Source organism: Lactobacillus helsingborgensis (assembly GCF_003173695.1).
GTDB lineage: Bacteria > Bacillota > Bacilli > Lactobacillales > Lactobacillaceae > Lactobacillus > Lactobacillus helsingborgensis.
In genome coordinates this window covers 485,171-504,764 of record NZ_CP029544.1, presented here as the reverse complement: position 1 = coordinate 504,764, position 19,594 = coordinate 485,171, and the positions used below count along the sequence as shown (strand labels likewise).

Genomic DNA, 19,594 nt, shown 5'->3' with positions numbered 1-19,594 from the left:
TAGACCGTTAAAATTATTTAAACAAAAAAGAATCTGGGAAAAAGTGCTCTTTGAAGTTAAATAAAAAATTTCACAATTTAAAAAGACCGACAAATCAACGTTTTATTGACGTGATTTATCAGCCTTTTTAGTTAGGTTAGAGCTTTTTTCCAGACTCTTTTTTACTTGTTTGAATTGTTATTATTTTAAGCCTGTCCATTTCCATTCAGTAACTTCAGGCATATCTTTACCATTGTCGCGGATGTATTGGTGGTGTTTTGCAAGTAATCTGTCCATTTCTGCTACAAAGCCTGCACTTTTATCTGCATACCGAGAAACGCTTAAAATAGCATCTTTTGCCAAGTGGAATCTGTCAAGTTCGTTAACCACCCGCATATCAAACGGAGTAGTAATATCTCCTTCTTCTTCATAACAATGAATATGAACATTGCTGCGTTTGCGGCCAAACCAGATTGACTGCATCATCGCTTTATAGCCATGCCATGCAAAAATCACTGGCACATCACTTGGGAACAATTGCTCAAATTCAGCATCTGAAATTGCTTCCGGATTGTCTTTGGTATTCATCAACTTCATCACATCAATGACATTGATGTAACGAATTTTGAGATCAGGGAAACTCTTGTGCAAGAGGTCGATCGCTGCTAACGATTCCATTGTTGGTTCAGTTTCAGTTGAAGCAAACACAACATCTGGTTTGGCATTTTGATCAGTTGATGCCCAATCAATATATGATAAGCCGTGTTCAGCAATATGAGTTGCCTCGTCAATTGAGAACCATTGTGGTCTTTCTTGTTTAGAAGTAACCAGAATATTGATACATTCACGATCTGTAAAAGCTTTTTGCGAAACTGCCAGCAAGGAGTTGGTATCAGCAGGCAAATACTCATGAACTAAATCAGGACGATTCTTTTCATACATGTGAGTCAATACACCTGGGTCTTGGTGAGTATAACCGTTATGGTCTTGTTGGAACACAGTTGAAGTTGCAATAAAGTTAAGTGATGGGTAATCTTTGCGCCAATACTGTTCCTTAGCTTTTCTTAACCACTTCATGTGCTGAGTTAACATTGAATCAACAACCCGACCAAATGATTCGTAAGTAGCAAAGAAACCATGACGACCTGATAAAACGTAACCTTCAAGCCAACCTTCAGCTTGGTGTTCTGATAATTGAGAATCAATTAAACGGCCGCTTGGTGCCAAGTTTTCATCATTAGGTGTATGAACAGAGCTTTCCCATTGCCGTTTTTGTTCATCAATAAACTTAAATAAGCGGTTAGACTTAGATTCATCTGGTCCAAAACCCCGGAAAGTATTGGGATTAAGTTCAGCAATTTCGTTTAAATATTTAGCCCATTCCGTCATGTCTTCAGCCTCAATTGAACCTGGTTGATCAAATTTTAAGGCATACTTACGGTAATCGGGCAAACTAAGACGCTTAGCTTTCTCTCCACCTGCGTTAGTGATTGGATTCATAGCCATTCTACTGTCACCAGTAACGTTATCTGCTGTTACTAATTCAGTCGGAACACCATTTTCATCAAACAATTCTTCTGGCTTGTAACTCTTAAGCCAATCAACCAGCATGTCTTTATGTTCCATATCATCTTGAGTAACTGGAATCGGAATTTGATGAGCTCTAAATGAGTTTTCAATTGGGTTACCATCAAGATCCTTCTTTGGACCTGTCCAGCCCTTTGGTACACGGAAAATGATCATCGGCCAGTGTGGCAAAGTTTCATCATTATTTTCACGAGCATTCTTTTGAATAGCCTTAATTTCTTCAATTACGGTGTCCATTAGTTTGGCCATTTCTTCATGAATTTGCATGTGATCTTTATAGCCGTCAAACTCGCCACCGTTATAAGCGGAAATAATATAAGGATGCCAGCCCATGCCTTCAAAATACTTGGTCAATTCTTCATCTGACATTCTGGAAACAATTGTCGGATTTGAAATCTTGAAACCATTAATTTGCAAAATTGGCAAAACTGCCCCGTCTTTGATCGGATTAATAAACTTGTCACTAAACCAGCTGGCTGCAAGTGGACCAGTTTCAGCCTCACCATCACCAATTTCAACTGCGGCGATCACATCAGGATTATCCAAAATTGCACCTGTACCATGAGAAAGAGAGTAGCCTAATTCTCCACCTTCGTGCATGGAACCAGGAGTTTCTGGTGCGGCATGTGAAGCTGACCCACCTGGAAAACTAAAACGTTTAAAGAGTTTAGCCATGCCCTTTTCATCTTGTTGAATTTCAGGATAAAGTTCACTATATGAGCCGTCAAGGTAGGAATTAGAAACCATCACTTGGCCGCCGTGACCTGAACCTTCAATATAGAACATGTTTAGACCATATTTTTTGATAACTCTGTTTAAATGGGCATAAATAAAGTTTTGTGGTGAAATGGTGCCCCAGTGTCCAATTGGCTTAGGCTTAACTTCACTTGCCTGCAAATCATGTTTTAATAATGGGTTGCTCATCAAAAAGAGCTGACCAACAGATAAGTAGTTTGCGGCACGCCAGTGGGCATCAACACTTTTTAAAAATTCTTTTGAATCATAATCAACTGCCATTTTAATTCTCCCTTTTTACTGTTTGCTAAAATTCACTTGATAAACATATTATAGCAAGTTTTCATCTTAGTTCAACCATTTTACAAATTGGTTCGTTCCAATTTTAAAAATCAGTGAATGCTTATTCAAAGTAAAAATTTATACCCTATAAAAAGGCATTTTGGGTTTACTATTCAGCATTTTTATGTTCAAATACTGATAAATACTGATAATTATATTTGAAATACTGAATTATCGTTAAATAAAAGAAAAAATAATGGTAAATTGTTAGCGGGAGAAGCAAGATGACACAAGAAGCTAGAATTCAACAAATCAAACGATTGCTTAACAAAAAACATCATTTGATTACACGAGAATTAGCGGATTATTTTAATGTATCATTTGATACGGCACGACGAGATGTTTTGCGGTTAACTTCAACTGGACAAGCCATTCGCGTTCATGGTGGCTTAATAGCGGTCGACCAAGATGATGTACCCAATTTTTTAACTAGAAGCTCTATTGATTCACCAGTTAAAACCAAGATGGCTCAGAAGGCTCAAAAATTTGTTCACCCCAATCAGTTCGATTTCATTGGCCCATCTACCATTTTGAAAAAGCTATGTGAGTTAATTAACGGCATGGACTTGCAAATAGTTACTAATTCCATAGATAATTCTTTGGCATTAATGCAATCTAAATTACCAAACGTTCGACTTCTAGGGGGCAAAGTTGATAAGGAACATAGGTTTAACTACTCTGTCACTTCGCTTGATACTTTAAGACGTATGACATTCAACACGGCTTTTATAGGTACTTCAAATGTTAAAAGTGATGGCATCTATCTCACTAGAATGAGCGATTCAGAGTTAATCAGGGTTGCAGCATCTAGAGCAAAACAAGTTGTGGTTGTAGCTGAAAAATACAAATTCAATAGTCAAAATACTTCTCCTTTTATGTCAATTCCTTTAAGTCAGGTTGATGTAGTTATTACTGATGAACCTTTGGCTCAGAAGATAAAAGAACATTTTGCGCCGAATACTCAGTTTATTTCGGTCTTAAGGAAGTGAGGCTATGCTTAAATTTTTTAACAATTGCTCAAATAAGAATGACAAATTGATTGCAGATGTGTATCAGGACTTAGATCTGTTTTATAATAGTTTCTTTGATAATATTTATAATGAATTAAATATTGCCAAATATAAGCAAATTCGTGATGCCGTAGGACTCGTGATGCGTAAATTTGATAGTCACGATCATCCACTGGCATATGCTGGTAAATTAGTCATGTATATTCAGTCACGAGTTGTATTGCAGCATTTACATCTAACTTCCTTTCAACAAAAACTATTGAATAATATCAGTGACAAGACTAAGCACATCGATCTGAATTTCGTCTATTCTGGACCTATCACAGACATGCAGCAATTTCGCACATATTAAATTTTTTCTTTTTATAGAATGTATCCAAAAAAGCAGGCAAAAGCCTGCTTTTTTATTTATTTAAATTAACAAAGGTATTAAAACGCATGTATTGGTAATGAATACGCATTGTCGATACCTCAAAAGGCGTACCATCATCCAAAAAGAAAATACCTTCCATTACGCCCACTGGCTCGTTTGCCCTTAATTTAAGTCGACTCTGGTCTTCATCATTTGACGGTTCCACCGTAATATTGAGAAAGGCTTTGGTTACGACCTTATTTTGCGAATCTTCTAAATAATTAAAGAGCGACTTTTGCAAGTGCTCCGGTTTTAGTTCGGGAACAATTTTAATAGGCAAATAACCTGTTTCAATTAAAAAAGGTTGTTGATCTAAAAAACGCAGTCTTTTGAATTCATAAACAAAATCATTTTCTTTAAGAAATAAATCTTGCGCGATACTTGATGGCGCTTTAATGACATTAAAATCAAGCAGCTTGATACCCTGCTTTTTGCCCGGAACCTTAAGACTATCAGTCAAACCTAAGTTTGAGCCTTCATAACGAAACAGAGATTGATTTTTTAAATACAAAGGGTTGATGAAAGTGCCACTACCACGTTTTTTAAAAACAATTCCCTGTTGAGACAAAAGTTCCATCGCTCTTTTCATCGATGAGCGGCTAACTTGATAATGCTCAGCAAGACTCCGTTCATCTGGAAGACGCATGCCATCATATTTATTATCTAAAATTTTTTGTTTAATATCACGCATCACTGTGCGATAAACAAAATCTGCCATTTTTTACCTCAGTTATCAGCTTTTTCAATTTCAGCAACAAGCCACTCGGCGAATTTTTCTTGATTAATCTTAACACCCACCTGAGCATTAGTTGGTTGGTCAAAAAAGCCGTCAAAATCAATCATCGATGCGCCATAAGCATTAGTGCTGGTTGTATCTACTACAACATAGGCTGGCTTAAAAGTATACATTTCAGGTTTGATTAACATCCCTGCCGCCAGAGCATCATATACTTCACGACCATTACTATCCGTATGATCGTGTAAATTGGTCATAATATGATACAACATATCACCAATTTTACCCGTATTTTTAATTCTTTCCAGAGTGGCCTGCGTGATATATGCCTGATGTCCTAATTCAAGAGGTGCAAGTAAAATTTTGACACCACTTGAGAAAACTATCTGAGCTGCTTCTGGGTCGCCTGCAACATTATACTCTGCATAAGGACCCCAATTACCGCGGCCAATAGCACCACCCATTATCACCAATTGCTCAATTTTAGGCAGATCTTCTGGAAATTGCCTGAAATAGAGTGCAAAATCAGTTGCTGGCCCTATCTGCATTAAGGTTACCTTTTCAGTGCTCTTTTTGACTACATCATGAATAGCTTCTGCAGCTATTCCCGGTTTCAATAAGGTCTTATCTGGTTCAGGGAAATCAAACCCAGCCAGACCGCTTTTTCCATGAACATCAGACGCATCTATCTGGTTACGCAATAACGGTCTTACCGCACCACTTACCACTGGTATTCTTGTTCCTAAAAAAGTTTCTAATTTTAATGAATTTGCCAAAGTCTTTGAAAGAGGGACATTGCCCCAAGTAGCAGCTATTAATTTTACGTCAAGCTTTTGCGAAAATAAAGCAACAGTAAGTGCCACTACATCATCAATTCCCGGATCAGTACTAATTATCAATGGTTTTTTTAACATAAGTATCCTTCTTTTAAAATAGTTATAGAATAATGATACCAAATTTAAGCATTACTTGCTGGCAAAAAAAAGACTAACTCGTTAAAGCAGTTCAAGTTAGTCCCTAAATTTTATTTTTGACGATCTTCTATTGTGCCATCAGAATGTGCAATAATTGCTTCCTCGCACATGTCTAGGAAAAGTCCGTGTTCCACAACACCTACCGTGTGATCAAGGTAAGCGGCTAACCCTTCCGGAACAGGCACCGGATCAACATTTAAATCTATAATATAGTTACCATAATGCGTTACCAAGCGTTCTTTTCCAGACATACGCCATTGCGGGTTTAAGCCTGCGTTTTTAAAACGCTGAAAATTTTGTTCACAAGAAATTGGCAATACTTCAACTGGCAACGGAAAACCACCTAGGCGGTCTACTACTTTTGATTCGTCAACAATCCAGACTACTTTTTGCGAATTAACAGCTACGTTCTTTTCCATAGTCAAAGCTCCGCCACCACCTTTAATACCATCAAAGTTGGCAGCTAACCTATCAGCGCCGTCAATGGTCAGGTCAAGTTGAGTAACAGATGATAATTCGTCTACCTTAAAACCCCATTCTTCCATTTGCTTTTTGCTTCTACTTGAAGTGGTGACGACCGCCTTTAACTTAAGTCCTTCTTCTTTTCTGCGCCTACCCAACTCATCAATTAGAAATGCTACAGTTGAACCGGTTCCGACGCCTAACTTCATACCAGACTTAACCAAACCAGCTGCTCTAACTGCTGCCTGCTTTTTTAATTTATCTTGTTCTTCTTTATCCATGATCCTTGCTTTCTCTAAATAATTAAACGAATGTTAAATTAAATTCATTATAGCAAAAAGAAAACTAAATGAAGACACAAAAAAAGCAGTTATTATAACTGCTTTCTCATCAAAATTATTCTGGATCAAGTTCTGGAGCTTTATTAATTTCACCTGACATCATCCAGATCCGCTTTTCAACGTCTGAATGGAAACCAGTTAACAAATCATTAGTGGAGTAATCTCCTTCTTCATCACTAACCTTGATGCCTTCTTCATAAAGCTGATCAAGATAATGATAGCCGTCAATAATCTTTTGGTAGCGTTCATCAATGGTTTCATTCCAATTCCCTTTTTCATCAGGAATTTTAGTCTTTGCGGCGATTTCACTTAATGTTGAAACTGGAGAGCCATCTAGAGTAATCAAACGTTCAGAAACTTCATCCAACTGATCGGCTAATTCGTCCATTACTTTGTCTAAATATGGGTGCAACTTCAAAAAGCGGTTACCACGCATATACCAGTGATGTTGATGCACAACCATATGTAATTGTGTCAAATCAGCAACCAGTTGGTTTAAAACTTCTTTAGTCTTTGGATATTTCATATAAAAGTGCCTCCAAAATTACTTAATATTGTTACACTTTTATTATAGCGAGTAAGCGCTATTAATACTAAAATATTGTTTTATAATTTTTATTATTCAATCACTCTGATTTAGGCAAACTGACCCATAGCAATATTGTGCTTAATTAGGTGTAAAGCCTCATGAGTTTTTTCAATTCCTTGATCATGATGATCGGCTTTTTCTCTAGCTGTAGAAATATGCAGTTTGTCACCATTATCAAGTTCTAGTTCAATGCCATAAGCATTTTTAATTGTAGCCATTTTCCCGGCAAAAAGACCAATAAAAACAAAATCAGCTGCTAGAGCAGGAAGTTGTGTGAGATCTTCTTTTCCATACGGCTTAGCGCTCTTAACACTGCTCATTGGGACAGCTTTCATAGGGCTAGAAGGTCCTCTAAAGACCATCATCACCTTTTGCCAGTAATTACTAAAATCATAATATTTAATCTGGTCTTGTGAAATCTCACAATAATTATAGCCGTACTGTAAAATTAACGGGTAATATACTGCCACCATTAATATAAAAAATAGGACTGCAGGTAATAATGACCATAAAATCAAATTAGGTGCAACAAAATTAAAAAGAAGGCAGAAGGCTAAACCAATAAATACAGATAAGCCCAAAGATAAAGATAAAGGCCAAAAGTTCATTTTTTTACCAAAAGTAAACATAATTACCATCCTTCCTAAAAATTAAATTTCAATTCACTATTATTTTAATCCCGTTTTAATTTTTTTGAAAGCTCTAACATTATTTTTTTGCATTTTCTGCAAGAATTACTAAATAAAATTATCATACTTAAAATAACTGGTGCTATGTACCCTCAGAATAACTGGTGCAAAAAGATTATTTGTTATAAAATATTTTTGTTAACGCTATCACATTTAATAAGGGGAGATAAAAATGTTTTCAGCCAAAATGCCAGACGGATTTTTATGGGGTGGTGCCGTCGCTGCTCATCAGTTAGAAGGTGGATGGAACGAAGACGGAAAAGGCATGTCAATAGCTGACGTGATGACAGTTGGCTCTGCCACTCAACCACGTGAAATTACAGACGGTGTCATTCCCGGCAAAAATTACCCTAATCACAGTGCCATAGACTTTTATCATCACTATCAAGAAGATATTAAATTAATGGCAGAAATGGGTTTTAAAGCCTTCAGAACTTCTATTGCGTGGACAAGGATTTTTCCTAATGGCGATGATGAAAAGCCCAATGAAGCAGGTCTAAAGTTTTATGACGACTTGTTTGATACTTGCCGCCATTATGGTATTGAGCCGGTAATTACCTTATCTCATTTTGAAATTCCTTTTCATTTAGTAAAAAAATACAATGGCTTTACTAATCGTAAATTAATTGATTACTTTGTGCGCTTCGCGACAGTTTGTTTTAAACGTTATCGGAATAAGGTTAAGTACTGGATGACTTTTAACGAAATTGATAACCAGTCAGCTTATACCGAAGATTTTTTGATGGCTACCAATTCTGGAATTATACTCGATGGTATGAGCGACAAGGAAAAAGAAGCAGCGATGTACCAAGCAGCTCATTATGAGTTAGTTGCTTCGGCTTTAGCTGTTAAAATTGGTCATGAGATCAATCCTGATTTTCAAATCGGTTGTATGATTAATTATTCGCCAGTTAGACCACTAACACCTTCTTCAGATGATGTGCTGCTAGCTGATAAGTTCGAACAGCGCCGTGACTGGTTCTCTGACGTTCATGTCTTTGGTGAATATCCCCAAGAAGTTGAAGCCTATATTGAACGAAATGGCTATCGTCCTGACATTAGTGATGAAGACAGAATTGTTTTAAAAGAAGGTACGGTTGACTATGTTGCATTTAGTTACTACCAAACAACGACTGTTTCAGCCCAGAATGTTAAACCTGATAAATTAAACGATTTAGCTCAAGCGATAGCTGTAAATCCCACCTTAGTAAGAAGCGATTGGGGCTGGGAAATTGATCCTGTAGGATTAAGAATCGCTTTAAACCACTTAACTGATCGGTATCATAAACCTTTATTTATTGTTGAAAACGGCTTGGGGGCTTACGATAAAGTAGAAAAAGATGAAGCTATTCACGACGAGTATCGAATTGATTATTTAAGAAAACATATTTCAGAAATGGAAAAGGCAGTTGCAATGGACGGCGTGGATTTAATGGGTTATCTACCTTGGGGCCCAATTGATTTAGTTTCTGCAGGAACAGGGCAAATGGATAAACGGTATGGCTTTATTTATGTTGACAAAAATGATGCTGGTCAAGGTACCTTAAAACGCTCACGCAAGGATTCATTTTACTGGTATAAAAAGGTGATCAAAACTAACGGTCTAGATTTAAATTAACAAAAAAAGTGAAGCTGCAAATGCAGCTTCACTTTTTTAATTAGTTCTTGTTAATTTTGAGATTCTTTTTGCAGTGCATTTGCCTGATAAAGTTTCTCATAAAGGTCAACTATTTCTCCTGCCAGGTCTCTAAAAGTGATAGCATTCATCAGGTGATCCTGTGAATGAACTACTAAAAGAGTAACTTTGGTATGTTCACCTTGGGCTTCCTTAGTAAGCATCCCGGTTTGAGAGTTATGCGCATCATTCAAAGATTCGTCTGATTCCTTTAACTTGGCACGGGCTCCAGTAATATCACCTTTTTTAGCTAGCCGAATTGCTTCAAAAGCAAGACTCTTAGCATTACCACCATTTGCAATCAGACCCATAGCAGCTTCTAATGTTTCTTGTTCTTTTTGAGCAGAAGTTTCTTGTTCAGCCATTTCAATCACCTTTAACCATTAATTAAATCTTCAGCCTGTTGCAAAACTGTTTTGCCGTCCATCATGCCGTATGCACGCATTTCGATTACTCCCAGAGGAATATCTTTGCCATCTTTGCCCTTACCTTTAACTTTGTTTTTAAAGTCATCTTCCATATAACGAACTTGTGGCCCAAGCAATACACAATCAAGTTCGTCTTGTTCAATATGCTGATCAGCTTCTGCAGCTGGACAGGCAAAAATTTTTGCATTAATGCCTTCTTCTTCAGCTGCTTTTTGCATTTTAGTTACTAGTAACGAAGTACTCATTCCTGCACTGCAGTTGAGCATAATTGTTTGTTCAGCCATAATAATCCTATTCCTCCTAAAATGTATCTTAAGATTTGTCTTCTCCATTATAGCACTATTAAAATAGCGCTTACTAATACGAATATTATTTTTTCGCAAAAAAAGATAATAGCTTTAATTGATGTGAACAGTCCATTTTATTATTACCGCCAATGGCTAAGTCAAATCCCACTAATAAGTCATCATTGCCTTCAATTAACCTTTTAATACATGTATCACAATTTTCCTCATCAAAATTAGTCTGGCAAATAGCAGGTAAATTAGCAGTTAGCATGGCAGCGTCTCTTTCAAAGCCCTGCAAAAATGAATGCGCAACAATTTTTTAAAATGAGGAGCCGGATGATGCCAAATCATTCATTTTGCACCTACTATTAATTAGCTCAAATTACCTTTTTCACATTTTATAATATAAAAATTAAGTCGCATTTTAAACCATATTTTTAAAAAATTGGCGAGAATAAGTAAATTCACGTTAACTGTTGGTAATTAAAGACAAAGTAAAGTAAAATGTTTAAGGATTAAAAAGGGAGTGGCATAATGTCTAGACTTGAAAAGCCTGTTGTGATTGGTATTACTGGTGGCTCAGGCAGCGGAAAAACTACCATTGCACAAAAAATCGTTGCTCAAATGCAAGAAGATGAACACGTTTTAATTATGACGCAGGATTCTTATTATAAGGATAACACCGGCATCCCCATGAGTAAGAGGATGAATATTAACTATGATCATCCTGACGCCTTTGATGTTCCTTTACTTAGGAAACAGCTAAGTGACCTCTTAAATTATCAACCCATTGAAATGCCTGTTTATGATTTTAAAGAACATACTCGCAGCAAAGAAACTGTCCACACCGAACCTGCTGATATTATTATTCTTGAAGGAATTTTAGTCTTAGCTAATAAAGAAATACGTGATTTAATGGATATCAAAGTCTATGTCGATACAGATGATGATATTCGTTTTATTAGAAGACTAGAGCGGGACTTAAGTGAACGTGGTCGTTCTATTGATTCAGTGATTGAACAATATTTAAATACGGTCAAGCCCATGTATCATCAGTTCATCGAACCCACTAAGCGCTATGCTGATATCATTGTCCCTGAAGGTGGCAAAAACGATGTGGCAATTGACATGTTAACTACAAAGGTGCATTCAATTTTAAGTCAAAAGGAAAAATAAAAAAGAGTAGTTGCTTTTTTGAAGTGACCCCAAATTTGTCCTAAATTCGGGGGGCACCTTGCTCGCAATACTCTTTTTTTATTAACAAATTAATTAATCAATTTTTGGTTTTAAAGCGTTGTCAAATAAATTAGTAATCAATTTAACCAAAACACCGTCAAAAACTAGGGCTGAAATAATATTGGTAATAAACATTACAATTTGAACTTGCATGCTGAACTTGCTCCAGCCGTATAAAATATATGAAGGTATAAAACAACCAAATGAAGCAAAAAATGCACCAGTCAGAACACTTTTCCAAGTGAATTTTTGGTAACGTTCCTTTTTAGGGAAGAAGCCAATTTCATTGGTAGCACCTTGGATAACTCCTGATAGAATGGTTGTGGCTCCCCATTGGCCCCCGATTGCCATTTCCACAACGGCAGCCAATAATTCGCCAACTGTACCCGAACCCACTGTAGGGACAAAATACATTGCTAAAGGTCCTGCCATAAGCCATAAACCTGAAAAGACAGTGTCTGTGACCGGGGCAAAGCCAGTTGGAACCAGTAACATTTTAACTAAATTAAATGCCCAATTAAAGCCATAGGTATAAATGACACCCATAATAATTCCAATCAGTGCAATTAAGATGATTGACTTTACATTCCACTTTGATGATCTTGTAAACATAAAAATACTCCTAACTTAACATGTCATTAGGAGTATCATCATTAACTAATTGAACACTTCCCTAGCGCAGGTATTATCCCGTTCAGGTTCAGAGGGTATTTCTCAGCTTTTTGGCACCCCTAGTGACTTATTTAATTTTTATTAGTATAACACAAGTTAAATAATTTTTCTGGTCAATTTTGAAGATAGTTTTTTTAGACTGATTAAAATTGACTAAAACTAGCTAATTTTTCCTTAGTCAAATCACGGATAATGGCTACTGTCAGATCAACAGCAGCTTTAAAATCGCTATAGGCGCTAAAGCAATATGGCGAATGTTCATAACGCACTGGAATGCCGATAACAATTGTCGGGGCGCCATTTTCATAGTAAATCGCAGCACCATCTTGACCGCCACCAGTTCTAACAGAACGAGTATACGGAATATGATTTTGATCAGCCATAGCACAAGCATACTGTTGAAACTTAGGGTTTGGTAAAAACGACGTATCCATATCACGCAGCATCGGACCACGTTTTAATCCTGTTTGTGACAGCCAATCTGGTGTAAATGTATCATCTGCTGGGCATGATTCAAGGACAATTGCTAAATCTGGCTTGATAGCTCTGGCAGTCACATAAGCTCCGCGCAAACCAACTTCTTCCTGACTTGAAAGTGCCGCTACGACATTAAAATCGGTTTCTTCACCGTTTAAATTATCAAGGACATCTGCCATGGCAGCAGCACCAAAGCGATCGTCAAAGTCTTTTCCGAAAAATAAGCCGGTTTTTTCATTGTATTCGCACTTCACATCAACAAAAATAGGACAGCCTGTGTCAATTTGATAATCATTAATAGTTTCAGCGCGAGAACTAGAGCCAACATCGATTGACATATCAGCTGCATCAGGAACATTATTTCTTTCTTCTTCTGTCATAAAATGTGGTGGTTTAGTAGCAACCACTCCCGGCACATATTCACCAGCACGGTTCTTAATCTTAACGCGTAAAGCTGGAATATTATACTTTACCCAGCCGCCAAGTGGTACAAACTTAATCATTCCGTTGGGACGAACTGCTTGCGTAATAAAGCCGACAGCGTCAGAGTGCGCATCAAGCTGGATTACTGGTCGATTCGGCTTATTCTCTTTTTTACTGGCATACACATTGAGCATGCCGTCAACTTTGACATTAGCAAAGTCATGTACAGTTTCCGTAAAAAGCTTAACAAATTCCTCTTCAAATCCTGATGTTGAATTAGCGTTTGAAAAAGCTTTAAGCATCTTTATTTCTTGTTTTTTATCCATTTTATTCAGCCTTTCACTTAAAATATCTTATCTTTCATTGTACCAAAGTCACAGTTAATTAAACTAGTGCTTTAAGCTGATTTGCAAATAATCCTACTGCTTTTAACAATATATATACTTTTTGTACGTAATTAGCTCCATAAATTACGTAAATTGACAAAAATAATCTGTTTTTTTGACCAAAAAATGATATAATCAAATTTATTAGGAATTTAGATTGTTTTAAATGAAGGGTAGATAAATGCCAAAAACCGACAACATTAATAATATTATTGATCACAAATTGTTTACTGAAGAAGACATCCATAATATGTGTGTTAAGCTGGGCAAACAGCTTACTGCTGACTATGCTGGTAAGAAGCCTTTAATTGTAGGTGCACTTAAGGGGGCTATTTTCTTTTTAACCGATTTGGTTAGAGAAATGGATGTCAAAGCGGAAATTGATTTTCTTGATGTTTCCAGCTATGGCGATGAAATGGAATCATCTGGAGAAGTTAAACTTATTTCAGACTTGGCTACTGATGTAAAAGATCGTGACGTTTTAATTGTTGAAGATATTGTTGACACTGGTTTGACATTAGAATACATGAAGGATTTGCTCAAAAAACGCGGAGCTAAAAGTGTCAAGTGCTGCGTTTTGCTTAATAAAGAAGCTAATAGGACAAGTGACGTTGAAGTCGAATATTATGGTTCAAAAGTAGGTAATGAGTTTGTTGTAGGTTATGGTTTAGACTTTATGAATTATTACCGTAACTTGCGTTACATTGGTGTACTAAAACCCGAAATTATTAAATTAGTTAATAATAAATAAAAAAAGGAGTTGTCGTTAAGTCAACTCCTTTTTAACGTCCTATTCTTCTTTTGGGGCTTCTGCTTTTTTGCCTAGGTCTTTAACAATAAACCAACGCATAAAGCCCTGCTCAATATCATCAAGTTTAAACTCAAAGTTCTCCAACTCGACTTTATCGCCCTTTTTGAGATTAGGATAATGCTCCATCATATAACCACCAATAGTTATAATATCGCTATCTTGAAAACTCTTGATGTCCCTTCTAAAATAACGGGCAAAATCATAAAGAGTAGTTTTGCCAGAAACATGGATATTATTTTGCTTGTCCTTGATTATATAGTCATCAGAAACATCATCAATTTCGTCTTTTACAGTTCCAAATAATTCTTCGTAGATATCTTTATCTGTGACAATACCGCTGGTACCACCGTATTCATCCACAACCAATACAATGGGCGTATGTTTCTTAATCATTAACTGCAGAATATCCTGAATAGGCATTGACTCTGGTACCGTGATCATCGTGCGAATAATACGAGTGACAGGGACTTGCTCATCAATCTTACTCTGCTGAACAACATCGAACGCATAAACGTATCCTACAATATCATCCTTATTGTTATCTCGAACAACGGGAATCCTGCTTTGCCCTTCATCAAGATACAATTTTAAGGCCTGCTTAATAGTATCCGTCGAATTAATGACAACTAAACGGGTTCTATCAGTCATGATGTCTTTGGCAATCTTGTCATTTAGCTCGAAGGCACGCTTCATGTAAGTTAAATCGTTTTTATCAAGAGAGCCGCCGTGGACAGCCTTACGAGATAATTTAATTATTTCTGACTGGGAATATACTTGATTTTCCTCATCAGCTGGATCAAAACCTAACATCTTTAGTAAGCCGTTTGAGCTGGTATTGAGCAACCAAACAAAAGGATAAACTAAAGTATGGAACAATTGCAGTGGAGTAACAATATTAAGCAATATTTTCACTGGCATATCAATTGCAATGTTCTTCGGAACAATTTCAGTAACTACAACTTCTAAATAAGTCAGTAAGATTACCCCTAATATTGCACTGATTGAACGGATAACTGAATGATTAAGCTCCATCATATTAAACGCCCGTTCAAATAAAGCAGCCAAAGTATCAGCTGAAAACCAACCTAAAACAACTCCGACCAAAGTTGTACCTACTTGGGTGGTAGAGAGATATTCATTTAAATTATGGGTCATATGCAAAGCGCGCTTTACTTTGCGCTGGCTGCCGATCTTATTCGACAACATATCCTCAAGTTGGCTTGGTCTTGTTTGAACCAAAGCAAATTCTGCAGCTACAAAGAAAGCCGCAAAAACAAAGATCACTAAAGTTGCTATTAGATTAGTAACTATTTGGGACGTACTCAAAATTTATATCACCTTTAATTAATTATCACCTTTTAAATTTCTTATTTAACATTTTATCATTAATAGCGCTTTATTTTAATAAATTACTTCTCTATTTAACTAATTTATATATTTTTTCAAAAGGCAAACGGTCCGGATAAAACTTGGGGTCATTCACTTCAGCGGCATTGTCCTGATAGCCCAGTCCAATTGCCATGCCTACCAGTTCATCTTCTGGAATTTTGCCGTATTTGCGGACTAATTCAGGATATGACACCATTGAGTGTGCCGGCATAATAGATAAACCTTCATCAAGCGCCAGCAACATTATACTTTGAGAAAAAATACCCAAATCATAAACAGACCAAACCGGAGATGTTCTGGGAATAGTAAGAAAGGCAATGTCCTGAGCGTTAAACATGTTATCATTAGCTTCGGAAAAGAGTTCCATCTTATTATTAAAAAAATAAGGTTGTGATGCACCGACTGCAGCCATATTTTGACTAGGATAAGAATCCCAATCTAGCGATAACATTTTAACGAAATCTTCATGAGGCTCAACATTATTATCAATCTGAGCCTTTACTTCCTTTTTTAAAGCATCTAGGGCATCACCCGTTATCATATAGACCTTCCAGGGCTGTGAATTAAGTAGTGACGGGGAAAGCTGTGCTTTTTTGATAATTTTGGCAAGTAACTTTTCATTAACTTTTCTACTAGTAAACTTGCGAGTAACCCTTTCATGGTTATATACATTATTAAATTCCATTCCGATTCAAATCCTTACATATAAAAAGAGCATTACAAAATACCCTACTTTTCAAACAAAATTTCTCTAGAATTTCAAATACAGGTAGAAATAATCAAAAAAAACTCTATTTTCAAATACTCACTTGTTTACGCTTCACCTAAAGTTACAAATTTAAGCATTACATTTAAGCATTACAATCTAATAAAATCAGTCATATACACATTAATAATATTAATAAATTATAGGCAATATTGCAAAGGTATTTAGTAAAGATAACATAAATTTTTTAACTTTTTGCTTTTTTATCTGCCAACTTTAATAAATAAATCACAATAATTACCTTTAATATCGCATGATGAAACCGCTATTAAGCAATCTGCATTTACTATTTTGGCCTTAAAATTCAGCATGTTGTTAAGTATTGATCATTTAGAAAATTAAAAAACAGTTCAACTAGAATCTAATTAAACCGTTTATTTATATTTTATAACGTCGTCGCAATTCACGATCTTGATCTCGCCTCTTAATGGTTTCTCGTTTGTCATATTTTTTCTTTCCCTGACCAACACCAATCAGAACCTTGGCAAAACCATGTTTTAAATAAACTTTTAAAGGAATGATCGCGATTCCGCGGGCAGACTGATCTTTAGCTAGACGAGCAATTTCTTTTTTATGTAAAAGTAATCTTCTACTGCGCAGAGGCTCATGATTATAACGATTACCTTGCTTATATTCACTAATGTGAACATTCTCTAAGAAGGCTGAACCATTAATAATTTGCACATAGCCGTCGCGTAAATTAATACGTCGTGCTCGCACAGATTTAATTTCAGTTCCCGTTAAAGCAATTCCCGCTTCATAGGTATCTTTTATAAAATAATCATGGTGTGCTTTCTTGTTTTGAGCAATTAAATTATCATTTTGTTCTTTTTTCAATTTTTCAACCTAATGTTTATATCTACTTAAGTGTGGATGATTGCCATTTTTTTGAAAATTGTTGCGATAGTGACCCTTATGGGCATGATCGTTGCGAAATCCGCGATTACCACGTCTTTCATTTTTAAAACCGCCACTATTATGCCGCTTCTTAGGTGCGTTGGGATCATAAATTTCAAAGTCAAGCTGGTGCTGTTCAACATTAGCATTAGTGAGGGTCACTTTCAGCGGCATCCCCACATGATATTGTTTATGAGTACCCCGACCAGTTAAAGTCATACTTTTTTCATTATAACTGTAAAAATCATCAGTCAAATTTGAAATATGAATTAATCCTTCAACTGTATTTGGTAATTGAATAAACATTCCAAAACTAGTTACCGAAGATACAACAGCATCAAAGTGGTCTCCCACCTTATCTGCCATAAATTCAGTCATCTTTAAATCATTTACTTCTCTTTCAGTATCAACCGATACTCTTTCTTGAGTTGAAGTTTGATCTGCCACTTCTGGTAAATAATTGGCAAAATGATCTTGCACCTTCTGATTTGTCCCTTTTTCACTATAAGCATGAATCATTCTGTGTACCATTAAATCAGAATACCGCCTAATTGGTGAAGTAAAGTGAGTGTAGTACTTGGCGGCAAGGCCAAAGTGCCCTAGCGGTTCTTCTGAATAATGCGCCTGCTTTAAGCTCCGCAGCATCATCATCTGCACAACTGCTTCTTCTGGTGTATCCGTTGTTTTGGCCACTACTTTTTGCAAGTCAATTGGCTTAATATGATTAGGATCAGCTGTAATATGCAGACCAAAAGCACTACAAAATTCAAAAAAGTTTTTGATGCGTTCACCATCAGGTGTTTCATGTACACGATATAAAAATGGTACATGCTTACGATAAAAATCTTCAGCGACGGTTTCATTTGCCAGCAGCATGAAAGATTCAATCATTTTTTCGGCAATACCGCGATTGTGCAAAACAATATCAGTTGGCTTGCCTTGATCATCAACAATAATTTTTGCCTCAGGTTCCTCAAAGTCAATTGCACCACGCTGATGTCTTTTTTGGTATAGCACATTATGCAACTCGGCCATTTCTTGCAGCATTGGAGCAAGTTTAACGTATTTTTCCTCCAGTTGCTCATGGTTTTCAGGATCCAAAACCTTATTGACATTGTTATAGGTCATACGACCATGTGACCGCATAACAGAAGGATGAATGCGGTAATTAACTCTTTCGCCTGCAGGTGAAATTTCCATCTCACAAGATAATACCAGTCGATCTTGACCTTCGTTTAAAGAACAAATCCCATTAGACAATCTGAATGGCAACATGGGAATAACCCGATCAACTAAATAGGTACTGTTACCCCTGGTAAAAGCTTCTTTATCCAATGGGGAATTTTCCTGAACATAATGCGCAACATCAGCGATATGAACGCCCAAATGGAAATTACCATTCGGCAATTTCCATAAAACAACTGCATCGTCAAAGTCTTTGGAATCATCACCATCAATCGTAACTGCAGGCTGATTCCGAATGTCTTCGCGGTCTGCCATTTCGGCTTCAGTAACCTGATCTGGAATGGCATTAGATTGTGTAAGTGCGTCTTCAGACCATTCCGTACGAACATCATGTTCTGAAACAATTGCCATAATATCAACACCAGGCAAGTTTTTATTACCAATGATATTAGTAACAACACCAGTCATTGAGTCCGGATTATCTTTATCGGGATAACTTGAAACGGAAACTTTGACAATATCACTTTTTTGCGGATGTAAACTATCCTGTTTGACATAAACCCGGTAATTGGCAAGTTTTTTATTTGCACTTAAAACATAACCAATAAAATGACTGATTTTTACTTGAGCATCTGTTAAAGGATGAAATTCTCCTACAAGTGTTTTAGTGCCACGCTCAAGAATTTCTCTAATTTGTCCTTCAGGTCCTTTACCATTCCAAGGATTGCCACCAGCAGTTATTTTAACTTTAACGCGGTCACCATCTACAGCGTATGCGGTATAATCTCGGGCAATGAAGATATCGTCTGCTTCTTCATCATCCAGTTTGACAAAGCCAAACCCCTTACTGTTGGCTTTAAAGTCACCCTCAACCTCAGTATTTTCTTCAGCCAATTGGTAATGACCGTTGCCATCAGTAATTATTTTCTTTTTTTGCTCAAGGTAGGATAAGGCTTTGACCATATCTGAAAAACTGCCAAGCCTGTCTCGGCGCAACATACGGTCAATTTGCTCTACTTGATATTGTTTTTTAGGATTATGACGAAAAATCTCTAAAACATTAGCTAAGATATTCTCGTTTTGTGCCATGCACTTAACTCCATTTC

General features: G+C 36.5%; 20 protein-coding genes and 1 riboswitch. Of the genes, 5 read left to right on the top strand and 15 right to left on the bottom strand.

From position 1 onward, the window contains the following. Nucleotides 1-180: 180 nt before the first annotated feature. Entirely contained in the window at nt 181-2,583 is a 2,403-nt protein-coding gene (locus DLD54_RS02545) for a phosphoketolase family protein (RefSeq protein WP_109918112.1), read from the bottom strand. A gap of 284 nt (nt 2,584-2,867) precedes the next feature. Here DLD54_RS02545 and DLD54_RS02540 point away from each other — a divergent pair, with 284 nt between their 5' ends. After that, nucleotides 2,868-3,632: a DeoR/GlpR family DNA-binding transcription regulator gene (locus DLD54_RS02540; protein WP_046326830.1), complete on the top strand. Its 765-nt coding sequence runs from the start codon at nt 2,868-2,870 to the stop codon at nt 3,630-3,632. 4 nt (nt 3,633-3,636) lie between these two features. Beyond that, complete coding sequence (locus DLD54_RS02535) at nt 3,637-4,005, top strand: bacteriocin immunity protein (RefSeq protein WP_046326829.1); 369 nt, start codon at nt 3,637-3,639, stop codon at nt 4,003-4,005. A 52-nt stretch (nt 4,006-4,057) separates the two neighbouring features. On the opposite strand, the gene DLD54_RS02530 is transcribed toward DLD54_RS02535, so the two are convergent. The 5 genes from DLD54_RS02530 to DLD54_RS02510 all read right to left on the bottom strand — a co-directional run bounded on the left by DLD54_RS02530 (nt 4,058) and on the right by DLD54_RS02510 (nt 7,796). Then, the gene (locus DLD54_RS02530) at nt 4,058-4,783 is read right to left on the bottom strand and encodes a GntR family transcriptional regulator (protein WP_046326828.1); all 726 of its coding nucleotides are present in this window, start codon (nt 4,781-4,783) and stop codon (nt 4,058-4,060) included. Between the two features lie 8 nt (nt 4,784-4,791). After that, complete coding sequence (locus DLD54_RS02525) at nt 4,792-5,715, bottom strand: nucleoside hydrolase (RefSeq protein ID WP_109918111.1); 924 nt, start codon at nt 5,713-5,715, stop codon at nt 4,792-4,794. Between the two features lie 110 nt (nt 5,716-5,825). Further along, entirely contained in the window at nt 5,826-6,518 is a 693-nt protein-coding gene (gene rpiA, locus DLD54_RS02520; RefSeq protein WP_109918110.1) for a ribose-5-phosphate isomerase RpiA, read from the bottom strand. A gap of 115 nt (nt 6,519-6,633) precedes the next feature. Beyond that, complete coding sequence (locus DLD54_RS02515; protein WP_046326825.1) at nt 6,634-7,104, bottom strand: Dps family protein; 471 nt, start codon at nt 7,102-7,104, stop codon at nt 6,634-6,636. Nucleotides 7,105-7,214: 110 nt separating this feature from the next. Then, nucleotides 7,215-7,796, bottom strand: a complete 582-nt coding sequence (locus tag DLD54_RS02510) for a hypothetical protein (protein WP_109918109.1) — start codon at nt 7,794-7,796, stop codon at nt 7,215-7,217. Nucleotides 7,797-8,028: 232 nt separating this feature from the next. Here DLD54_RS02510 and DLD54_RS02505 point away from each other — a divergent pair, with 232 nt between their 5' ends. Further along, nucleotides 8,029-9,474 carry a 6-phospho-beta-glucosidase gene (locus DLD54_RS02505; RefSeq protein WP_109918108.1) on the top strand — a complete coding sequence of 482 codons (1,446 nt, stop codon included), beginning with the start codon at nt 8,029-8,031 and terminating at the stop codon, nt 9,472-9,474. A 50-nt stretch (nt 9,475-9,524) separates the two neighbouring features. On the opposite strand, the gene DLD54_RS02500 is transcribed toward DLD54_RS02505, so the two are convergent. The 3 genes from DLD54_RS02500 to DLD54_RS02490 form a co-directional block, all read right to left on the bottom strand. After that, nucleotides 9,525-9,896 carry a PTS sugar transporter subunit IIA gene (locus tag DLD54_RS02500; RefSeq protein ID WP_038521599.1) on the bottom strand — a complete coding sequence of 124 codons (372 nt, stop codon included), beginning with the start codon at nt 9,894-9,896 and terminating at the stop codon, nt 9,525-9,527. Between the two features lie 11 nt (nt 9,897-9,907). Further along, nucleotides 9,908-10,243, bottom strand: coding sequence for a PTS sugar transporter subunit IIB (locus DLD54_RS02495; protein ID WP_046326821.1), 336 nt, complete (start codon nt 10,241-10,243; stop codon nt 9,908-9,910). 85 nt (nt 10,244-10,328) lie between these two features. After that, a complete protein-coding gene (locus DLD54_RS02490; protein ID WP_109918107.1) occupies nt 10,329-10,517 on the bottom strand; it encodes a hypothetical protein in 189 nt (62 codons plus the stop codon). A gap of 263 nt (nt 10,518-10,780) precedes the next feature. Between DLD54_RS02490 and udk the strand changes: the two genes are divergently transcribed. Then, nucleotides 10,781-11,422 carry a uridine kinase gene (gene udk / locus DLD54_RS02485; protein ID WP_109918106.1) on the top strand — a complete coding sequence of 214 codons (642 nt, stop codon included), beginning with the start codon at nt 10,781-10,783 and terminating at the stop codon, nt 11,420-11,422. 93 nt (nt 11,423-11,515) lie between these two features. On the opposite strand, the gene DLD54_RS02480 is transcribed toward udk, so the two are convergent. Both DLD54_RS02480 and DLD54_RS02475 read right to left on the bottom strand, forming a co-directional pair. Continuing rightward, a complete protein-coding gene (locus DLD54_RS02480) occupies nt 11,516-12,094 on the bottom strand; it encodes an ECF transporter S component (protein ID WP_046326819.1) in 579 nt (192 codons plus the stop codon). Nucleotides 12,095-12,135: 41 nt separating this feature from the next. Further along, nucleotides 12,136-12,225: riboswitch (TPP riboswitch) on the bottom strand. A 72-nt stretch (nt 12,226-12,297) separates the two neighbouring features. After that, complete coding sequence (locus DLD54_RS02475) at nt 12,298-13,380, bottom strand: M42 family metallopeptidase (protein ID WP_109918105.1); 1,083 nt, start codon at nt 13,378-13,380, stop codon at nt 12,298-12,300. Nucleotides 13,381-13,621: 241 nt separating this feature from the next. Between DLD54_RS02475 and hpt the strand changes: the two genes are divergently transcribed. Further along, nucleotides 13,622-14,191, top strand: a complete 570-nt coding sequence (gene hpt / locus DLD54_RS02470; protein WP_109918104.1) for a hypoxanthine phosphoribosyltransferase — start codon at nt 13,622-13,624, stop codon at nt 14,189-14,191. Between the two features lie 39 nt (nt 14,192-14,230). On the opposite strand, the gene DLD54_RS02465 is transcribed toward hpt, so the two are convergent. From DLD54_RS02465 to rnr, 4 genes are all read right to left on the bottom strand, one after another. Further along, nucleotides 14,231-15,577, bottom strand: a complete 1,347-nt coding sequence (locus DLD54_RS02465; RefSeq protein ID WP_109918103.1) for a hemolysin family protein — start codon at nt 15,575-15,577, stop codon at nt 14,231-14,233. A gap of 91 nt (nt 15,578-15,668) precedes the next feature. After that, entirely contained in the window at nt 15,669-16,325 is a 657-nt protein-coding gene (locus DLD54_RS02460; RefSeq protein ID WP_109918102.1) for a nitroreductase, read from the bottom strand. Nucleotides 16,326-16,784: 459 nt separating this feature from the next. Continuing rightward, a complete protein-coding gene (gene smpB, locus DLD54_RS02455; RefSeq protein ID WP_109918101.1) occupies nt 16,785-17,243 on the bottom strand; it encodes an SsrA-binding protein SmpB in 459 nt (152 codons plus the stop codon). A gap of 9 nt (nt 17,244-17,252) precedes the next feature. Beyond that, nucleotides 17,253-19,577 (bottom strand): ribonuclease R, encoded by a 2,325-nt coding sequence (gene rnr, locus DLD54_RS02450; protein WP_109918100.1) that lies wholly within the window; start codon nt 19,575-19,577, stop codon nt 17,253-17,255. Nucleotides 19,578-19,594: the final 17 nt, after the last annotated feature.

Excerpts from the sequence above, each read along its gene's own strand:
- DLD54_RS02545 (WP_109918112.1), bottom strand. The coding sequence starts at position 2,583 with ATGGCAGTTGATTATGATTCAAAAGAATTTTTAAAAAGTGTTGATGCC.
- DLD54_RS02540 (WP_046326830.1), top strand. The coding sequence starts at position 2,868 with ATGACACAAGAAGCTAGAATTCAACAAATCAAACGATTGCTTAACAAA.
- DLD54_RS02535 (WP_046326829.1), top strand. The coding sequence starts at position 3,637 with ATGCTTAAATTTTTTAACAATTGCTCAAATAAGAATGACAAATTGATT.
- DLD54_RS02530 (WP_046326828.1), bottom strand. The coding sequence starts at position 4,783 with ATGGCAGATTTTGTTTATCGCACAGTGATGCGTGATATTAAACAAAAA.
- DLD54_RS02525 (WP_109918111.1), bottom strand. The coding sequence starts at position 5,715 with ATGTTAAAAAAACCATTGATAATTAGTACTGATCCGGGAATTGATGAT.
- rpiA (WP_109918110.1), bottom strand. The coding sequence starts at position 6,518 with ATGGATAAAGAAGAACAAGATAAATTAAAAAAGCAGGCAGCAGTTAGA.
- DLD54_RS02515 (WP_046326825.1), bottom strand. The coding sequence starts at position 7,104 with ATGAAATATCCAAAGACTAAAGAAGTTTTAAACCAACTGGTTGCTGAT.
- DLD54_RS02510 (WP_109918109.1), bottom strand. The coding sequence starts at position 7,796 with ATGTTTACTTTTGGTAAAAAAATGAACTTTTGGCCTTTATCTTTATCT.
- DLD54_RS02505 (WP_109918108.1), top strand. The coding sequence starts at position 8,029 with ATGTTTTCAGCCAAAATGCCAGACGGATTTTTATGGGGTGGTGCCGTC.
- DLD54_RS02500 (WP_038521599.1), bottom strand. The coding sequence starts at position 9,896 with ATGGCTGAACAAGAAACTTCTGCTCAAAAAGAACAAGAAACATTAGAA.
- DLD54_RS02495 (WP_046326821.1), bottom strand. The coding sequence starts at position 10,243 with ATGGCTGAACAAACAATTATGCTCAACTGCAGTGCAGGAATGAGTACT.
- DLD54_RS02490 (WP_109918107.1), bottom strand. The coding sequence starts at position 10,517 with ATGCTAACTGCTAATTTACCTGCTATTTGCCAGACTAATTTTGATGAG.
- udk (WP_109918106.1), top strand. The coding sequence starts at position 10,781 with ATGTCTAGACTTGAAAAGCCTGTTGTGATTGGTATTACTGGTGGCTCA.
- DLD54_RS02480 (WP_046326819.1), bottom strand. The coding sequence starts at position 12,094 with ATGTTTACAAGATCATCAAAGTGGAATGTAAAGTCAATCATCTTAATT.
- DLD54_RS02475 (WP_109918105.1), bottom strand. The coding sequence starts at position 13,380 with ATGGATAAAAAACAAGAAATAAAGATGCTTAAAGCTTTTTCAAACGCT.
- hpt (WP_109918104.1), top strand. The coding sequence starts at position 13,622 with ATGCCAAAAACCGACAACATTAATAATATTATTGATCACAAATTGTTT.
- DLD54_RS02460 (WP_109918102.1), bottom strand. The coding sequence starts at position 16,325 with ATGGAATTTAATAATGTATATAACCATGAAAGGGTTACTCGCAAGTTT.
- rnr (WP_109918100.1), bottom strand. The coding sequence starts at position 19,577 with ATGGCACAAAACGAGAATATCTTAGCTAATGTTTTAGAGATTTTTCGT.